The sequence below is a fragment of the Treponema saccharophilum DSM 2985 genome, from assembly GCF_000255555.1.
Taxonomy (GTDB): domain Bacteria; phylum Spirochaetota; class Spirochaetia; order Treponematales; family Treponemataceae; genus Treponema_D; species Treponema_D saccharophilum.
The window spans coordinates 307,537-314,154 of record NZ_AGRW01000054.1 but is presented as its reverse complement, the minus strand read 5'-3'; the positions used below and the strand labels follow the sequence as shown (position 1 = coordinate 314,154).

Annotated in this window: 7 protein-coding genes and 1 CRISPR repeat array; all 7 genes read right to left on the bottom strand. The window is 45.3% G+C overall.

Going from position 1 to position 6,618, the window contains the following annotated elements:
- Window positions 1–530: 530 nt before the first annotated feature.
- The 7 genes from TRESADRAFT_RS16370 to TRESADRAFT_RS13890 all read right to left on the bottom strand — a co-directional run bounded on the left by TRESADRAFT_RS16370 (window position 531) and on the right by TRESADRAFT_RS13890 (window position 6,618).
- A complete protein-coding gene (locus tag TRESADRAFT_RS16370; protein WP_159100070.1) occupies window positions 531–683 on the bottom strand; it encodes a hypothetical protein in 153 nt (50 codons plus the stop codon).
- 784 nt (window positions 684–1,467) lie between these two features.
- Window positions 1,468–2,096: a CRISPR direct-repeat array (repeat unit 35 nt; unit sequence GTCTTAATCCCTTAAAAGCAGGGCAAAATTCTGAC).
- Window positions 2,097–2,389: 293 nt separating this feature from the next.
- Window positions 2,390–2,674 (bottom strand): CRISPR-associated endonuclease Cas2, encoded by a 285-nt coding sequence (gene cas2, locus TRESADRAFT_RS13915; RefSeq protein ID WP_002706507.1) that lies wholly within the window; start codon window positions 2,672–2,674, stop codon window positions 2,390–2,392.
- Window positions 2,675–2,683: 9 nt separating this feature from the next.
- The gene (gene cas1 / locus TRESADRAFT_RS13910) at window positions 2,684–3,685 is read right to left on the bottom strand and encodes a CRISPR-associated endonuclease Cas1 (protein WP_002706505.1); all 1,002 of its coding nucleotides are present in this window, start codon (window positions 3,683–3,685) and stop codon (window positions 2,684–2,686) included.
- Window positions 3,686–3,694: 9 nt separating this feature from the next.
- The gene (locus TRESADRAFT_RS16365; RefSeq protein WP_002706503.1) at window positions 3,695–3,856 is read right to left on the bottom strand and encodes a hypothetical protein; all 162 of its coding nucleotides are present in this window, start codon (window positions 3,854–3,856) and stop codon (window positions 3,695–3,697) included.
- A 313-nt stretch (window positions 3,857–4,169) separates the two neighbouring features.
- Window positions 4,170–4,892, bottom strand: a complete 723-nt coding sequence (locus TRESADRAFT_RS13900; RefSeq protein ID WP_002706501.1) for a hypothetical protein — start codon at window positions 4,890–4,892, stop codon at window positions 4,170–4,172.
- A 207-nt stretch (window positions 4,893–5,099) separates the two neighbouring features.
- A complete protein-coding gene (locus TRESADRAFT_RS15800; protein WP_081478587.1) occupies window positions 5,100–5,273 on the bottom strand; it encodes a lecithin retinol acyltransferase family protein in 174 nt (57 codons plus the stop codon).
- Between the two features lie 121 nt (window positions 5,274–5,394).
- A complete protein-coding gene (locus tag TRESADRAFT_RS13890; protein WP_002706497.1) occupies window positions 5,395–6,618 on the bottom strand; it encodes an ATP-binding protein in 1,224 nt (407 codons plus the stop codon).

Here is a 6,618-nt window from a genome sequence, read left to right as displayed (position 1 = left end):
GGCACAACTAAGAAAGGAAGGTGTTTTAATAAATCATAAAACTGTTCTTAAAAGCAGGGCAAAATTCTGACCTTTGATGTTCATGGTACCTCTTGTATGAGTGTGCGACATAGTCTTAATCCCTTAAAAGCAGGGCAAAATTCTGACGGGATTTGTTCGGCGTGGAATACGTGGGCGAGATTTCGTCGTCTTAATCCCTTAAAAGCAGGGCAAAATTCTGACAATCAAGACATGGTACGAGCTATCGAGCATGTCCAGTCTTAATCCCTTAAAAGCAGGGCAAAATTCTGACAATAGACAGCATGAGGGGCATTTTGAGCACGCATATACAAAGTCTTAATCCCTTAAAAGCAGGGCAAAATTCTGACCTTTAGACAGGTGCTTCTACAGCCTGTTGGGGAACTGTAGGTCTTAATCCCTTAAAAGCAGGCAAAATTCTGACACGTAAAATCAATCGTGACGCAATTCAAATGTCACGGGGTCTTAATCCCTTAAAAGCAGGGCAACATTCTGACCTGTAGATGTTGTACTCATTTTAAATCTCCTTTTTCGTCGAATATATCAAATTCTTTCCCATCGGTATGTAATTCTGTATTTTTTACAATAAATTCAGAATCCACATTATTTTTCGCTTCATCTTTGAACAAAGCATTATATATAGCAAATACAATATCAAAGAGCATGTCTTTTTAGGTTCCTCCAAGTCTTAATCCCTTAAAAGCAGGGCAAAATTCTGACCATGTGCCTCGCTTATGCACGAGCGCGTATCTACCGGGTCTTAATCCCTTAAAAGCAGGGCAAAATTCTGACAGGAAGACTTCCTGAAGGAAGCACCACGCTTCCTGAAGGATTGTCTTAATCCCTTAAAAGCAGGGCAACATTCTGACACTGTCTAGCAAATGCAATTATGCACGTATCGTTTCAAAGTCTTAATCCCTTAAAAGCAGGGCACTAGCAATTTCCTTCGCACATTCGCAAACGAAAACCCCATTCACAAAACAGGAAAGGTACGCGCTCTGCGCGTGCCGTGACCGGTTGCTTCCATGTGCAATTGCCTAGGACACATAAAGCATCCTAGCAACCGTTTAATCCCTTAAAAGCAGGGCAAAATTCTGACTCTGAACGGTGGCGGTGAGTACACCATTCCAGAACACAACGTGTCTTAATCCCTTAAAAGCAGGGCAACATTCTGACCGGCACGCTTTTCGAGAAGCGGGACATCACGTTCATCGAGGCGTCTTAATCCCCTTAAAAGCAGGGCAACATTCTGACCAAACTAAGGAAAAAGCTATGAAATTTAGCACAACTTTCGTCTTAATCCCTTAAAAGCAGGGCAATCCGCAACGCATCCACACACTCGCAAACGCAAACCCCATTCACAAAACAGGAAAGGTACGCGCCTCGCGCGTGCCATGACCGGTTGCTTCCAAAAAGCAAATTGCTAGGACTCAAACCGCATCCCAGCAACCGTCTAATCCCTTAAAAGCAGGGCAGCATTCTGACCAGTTTTGGCATTGATATTTGCATTGATGATGCCAATATGTCTTAATCCCTTAAAAGCAGGGCAAAATTCTGACCAGTTGGCCAGAAAATGTTACTGTGCAGGAGGTTTATAAGAGTCTTAATCCCTTAAAAGCAGGGCAAAATTCTGACTCTCCACGAGATCGTTACGACAGAAGATGATATCTTCAACGTCTTAATCCCTTAAAAGCAGGGCAAAATTCTGACTCGACAATCACATCGCACTTGAAGATGAAGAGGGTACACAGTCTTAATCCCTTAAAAGCAGGGCAAAATTCTGACAATATTCGCGAAGCGTTCGAGGCATACGTCGAGGATATAAAGTCTTAATCCCTTAAAAGCAGGGCAAAATTCTGCCAGCTATCTCAAATATAGACACTTCTTGCACGGATACTTGTCTTAATCCCTTAAAAGCAGGGCAAAATTCTGACCATGAGATAATCAGGCATTCTGACGCTTCATTCATCGTGTCTTAATCCCTTAAAAGCAGGGCAAAATTCTGACTAGTTCTAAGAAGTGGGTGCGCTATGTGCGTGCCGCGTCTTAATCCCTTAAAAGCAGGGCAACATTCTGACGCGTCAGAATTGAGGTCTCGCGAAGCCTTATTTTATGGGGCTTCCAGAGGCCGAAATGACAGTTTTCCGCAGGTCTCCCAAGTCAGAACCGAATTCGCTCGTTTTTGCAGAATTCTTTTTATGTCAAATAGCACACAAAGCCTTATTTTACAGGGCTTCGCGGGTTTCCGCAGGTCTCCCGTGTTTTTCGTGCTTTCGGAGACCTGCGGAACAAGTCTCTTCTATTATATGCCATTCGAATTTGGGGTGCAAATGGTTTTTATCAGAAATTCAGCGAATTTTCCAATAGAATTTTAAAGAATCTGAAATTCTTTTTCGTACTCCATGGCGGACTCTCTCCCAACTCCGAACGAAAGCCTCTTCTGCCAGTCCGAGACGCAAAGCGGGACGATAAGGACGGAATCCTCGTCAGGCTCAATGACATATGAAATCCATCTTTTCAGATTTTCAAGAATCGACTCATCGAAATCGCCGGTAAAGACGGAATACTGGATTCGGCACATATAATCCTCAAGGAATTTCACGAGCCGACGGCGGCGTCTTTCGTTCGCTATGTCGTATGAAACTATGTAGCGCATTTTCCTCACCTATTTGAACAAAAAAGGAACGTATTCAATCTCCGTTCCAAGAACGACATCCCGATAGTGCCTCGATTGCTCAAGGAAAATCTTTCTATAAGGAAGCGATTTTCCAAGCCGGGAAACCGTAATTTCCTCCGAAAGTTTTTTCTCGAACTCGCTGGCAACGATTCCGGCTCCATGCTCCGTAAGATATACGCCGCCATCCTCATCCCTAAAATCATCAGCGCAGAGCATCCCGTGATTGAACAAATGGCAGCACAGAGTGTCGGCAAACGGCGTGCGGAATTCCTCAACCATGTCATACGCAAGGGCATCCTTGCCATACGAAAGCTCATGAAGATTTCCTGCCATTGTGTCCAACCCGAATGACTCAAGTGCCGTTTGAATTTTGCATGTGAGAAGCGAATAAAGGAAACTCAAGACAGAATTCACGTTTGTCTTTGGTGGATGATGGGAACGAGTACCAAGCATTGCCCATTTTGGGCGAATATTCAAATCCAAAACAGAGAAATAAAGCCGAGCGGCGTTTCCCTCCTGTCCACGAACGCCGTCCGCAGTTCTGCACGAACCGACTTTTTTCAAAATCGCCTTCATCTGCTCCGCAATCGTATCGATTTCTGTCAAGTCGGGATTGTTCCGTGCAATCCGCATTACGAACGTTATCTGATTTCTGATTTTCCCGCTTATGATTGACTTTGAAATTTCAAGCACGCGCTTTTTGTCATCGAGCAGACGGAACTGCTCCTGCCTGAGGAACACATTCTTCCCGCAGCCGTAGTCGAGCCGGATATTTTTTCTTCCGTGACGCCCGATTATAAATGCAGGGATTCCGTTATCGGAAAGAATCTGGAAAACGTCGCCGGTAATTGAAACAGAGGATGCAAAAACGAGCATGTCGGTCTTGAAAGGCAAAATCGGCTTCGTCCTTCCCTCAAAATCGGTATACAAAAGATGTCCGCCGGCTTTTGAAAGTTTCCCGAAATCCGAAAGTATGAAAACATCTCCCATTTTTTCCCCTTACGCCGCGACTGCCATTTCTCCACCATCCATGCCGGAGGACGACGTATCCTTGCCGGCATAAACGTTCTTATCCAGGAACAAATCCTTGAAAGGAACCTTAGACTTTTCAAAAATCAAAGCTGCCATGAATGCGTTCATAACGTTCGCGCTGTTTTCCATTTACTGAATTCTCCTTGATTGAAACAGAGGCTGCATTCTGTTTTTTATTGACAAATTTTCGAAAAAAAAACGCCGAGAATTTTTAAAACTCGGCGTGCTAAAAAAATCTTCGTATGTTTTCGGCGCATTTATTTGCTCACTTTCTATCTCGGAAGCTCCGGCTTTCAGGATTTTTATGCAACCTGTCCTGATTTTTTTAGGTAGTGAAAATTTATTGATTTGTTCATTTCGGCTGTGCAAAAACTCGAAATTGAGCCCAATAGATTCCACGCTCTCCTTCAGCGCAAGCCTCATGTAATCTCCCAACACGGAGCTAACGCTTTTCACGCTTGTCCTCCTCCAACCATTTGGATGTCTCCCCAAACAATGTGTATGTGGGATTGTACCTGTCACCCCAAAAATCGGACATCCTGTAGTTATGTGCATTGCCCCGCGGCTCAATGTACAGCCACCTGCCCACATTTATGCTGATGAACAGATGATGCCATCCGGTCGCACGATTAAGGTTCCGCAATATCTCGCACCTGCCCGCCGGATAGCGCCTGTCCCACAACTCCTTGAACGTCACCGCATAGTCGATGCAGTTTATGTCCCCGTCGAAATTCACGTCCTCCACCTGCGATTGGGTCTCCTTCAGGAGGCTCACGATGAAGGCATCCTTATAGTAGTAGTAAGGTGTCTGAGGCATGGGCTGCCCGTGTGCCTTGTCCACTGCCACCAGAACGAGCATCACTGCCAAAACAGCAAAAAGCACGCCCCTGATTACCCTCATCTGAATCCTGTTCCGACGGAGCAGCCTGTAGGACATCATCTTATGGGCGAACAGCCTATCCGCCTCATGGTCAACCTTGAGCTGGTCGCACCATGCAAGGGACTGGTAGCATGCCATGTATTTCTTATATTCCTCGCAAACCGAGCACGGGTGCCCGCAAGCATGCGTAGCTTCCAGAAAGAGGCAGTGCGCCCTGACCTTGATGAGCGTGTCCATGTTCTTGTCCATCGAGGTGAATTCCTCGAACGTGATATGCTCAAGCATATGCAACCCTCCTATAAAGTCATATATTATTGCTTACTCGGCCTCAGATGTCCCATTACGCGACCAATCTGTTCCAATAAGAAGCGCCGAAGCGTTCCGATTGACTTAACGAAAAAAGATAATCTGCAATTCCAAGAAGGATTTTTGCCACCTGCATATGGCAAGCATTCTATGCGGTACATGCCCCCGGCAAGGAACACCTCAAGATCATTTTTGAACATAAGTTTTTTTTCCGTCAATCTCCATAGCTCCAAGAGCTGTAAAATGAACGACACGATTATTTCCGACATAGACTCCAAAGTGCCCGTAGAGATTCTTCACGTAAAAGTAATCTCTTCCTACAAAAATAACATCGCCGGCCTTGGTTGTTCTCTTAATCATTTTTTCTTCATTCACATAGGAATGGAAATAGTGCTTTTTATTGACAAAATTTTATCAGAAAACCAATTCCGGTGATGCTAAGCAATGAGTGCTGAAACAAGTTCGAAATAACAAAACTAAATCAACCGTTTTTCGGACATGATATTTTCAAAAGGTATCTGCTTATGTCCATACCATCCGGATTCTTCACCTGTTTTCCGAGCCGATTCTTGTCCTCTGACTTGCAGCAGAAAAATCCGTTGCCGGGCTGCAGCAGGTACATTTCCCTGCATGGGTAGCTTATGAAGATGGAAGCTGTCAGCCAGTTGGGGATTCTGCCTGAAAAATAAAGCGTCTTGCTTTCATCAATCTGGGGAATCATGATTGAATTGAAATCGTCGAGCGTGATGCTGTCTTTTTTCGTTTTTGCATTGATGAACAGCTCGTGTTCGCCCTCAAGAACGCTGTATTCAAGAACAGACGGGCTACCGATGTCCGCTTTTTTATTGAGCCTCCGAATCTTCACATAATCGTTCATTCCGACATCGTAAAGGCGTATATCTCCGACGCCGGAATCGACAAGGCTCAATGCGGATATCATCGTCGCCCAGTTGCTTCGGGAATTGTAGAATTCATAGGATTCGAAACCATGCTCCTTTGCGAATCCTGAAATTTTTCTGTACAAAAGCGGAGCCTTGTCCGGGGTGAAATTGACGTGAAATCCGTTCATGACGTCCGCGCCGACATTCCATCCGCACCCGAGTTCCCTTGCGATTGCAACGAAGTCGATGGTGTTGTAGTGGATGTTGTCGTTGTGCGCATTGCAAAAAAAGCCCGATTTTCCGATTATCAAGTCCGCAAGCTCCGTTATTACCGGCGACTTTGTCTTATCCGTCCCACGCTCAAGCTTCGAAAGCCGCCCTTTCAAAGGAGATGCCCTGTTGAAAATGCAGTCCTCGCCATCGAGTATGGAATCAAAAGCGGCGATACATGTGCAGCCGTGCTTTTCGCCGAATTCAATCCATTGTTTTTTCTTCTCCGTGTCGTTGCTGATGACGACAAAACTGTCGCAAACTTCGAAAATCGGAATCTTGTCATCCAGAAGGCGCCCTCCGATATCGACGAGCACGATATGCTCCTCTCTCTGCTTCAGTTCCGCGCATTTCTTGTTGATGAAATCCTCATCGTAATCCCCTTTTCTTCTGACCGCCCTTATCTGCTCCTGGTCGGGGTTGTTGCTCCAGTTGCCCTCGCCGTCCTTGTGGATTCGCATCGTCATGAACGAATCGGTGGGGAGATTTGCCTCCAGATTATGAATCAGGACTGTCTTTCCGGAATGTGGCGGCCCACAAAATATTATTTTCAT

Excerpts from the sequence above, each read along its gene's own strand:
- TRESADRAFT_RS16370 (WP_159100070.1), bottom strand. The coding sequence starts at position 683 with ATGCTCTTTGATATTGTATTTGCTATATATAATGCTTTGTTCAAAGAT.
- cas2 (WP_002706507.1), bottom strand. The coding sequence starts at position 2,674 with ATGCGCTACATAGTTTCATACGACATAGCGAACGAAAGACGCCGCCGT.
- cas1 (WP_002706505.1), bottom strand. The coding sequence starts at position 3,685 with ATGGGAGATGTTTTCATACTTTCGGATTTCGGGAAACTTTCAAAAGCC.
- TRESADRAFT_RS16365 (WP_002706503.1), bottom strand. The coding sequence starts at position 3,856 with ATGGAAAACAGCGCGAACGTTATGAACGCATTCATGGCAGCTTTGATT.
- TRESADRAFT_RS13900 (WP_002706501.1), bottom strand. The coding sequence starts at position 4,892 with ATGCTTGAGCATATCACGTTCGAGGAATTCACCTCGATGGACAAGAAC.
- TRESADRAFT_RS15800 (WP_081478587.1), bottom strand. The coding sequence starts at position 5,273 with ATGATTAAGAGAACAACCAAGGCCGGCGATGTTATTTTTGTAGGAAGA.
- TRESADRAFT_RS13890 (WP_002706497.1), bottom strand. The coding sequence starts at position 6,618 with ATGAAAATAATATTTTGTGGGCCGCCACATTCCGGAAAGACAGTCCTG.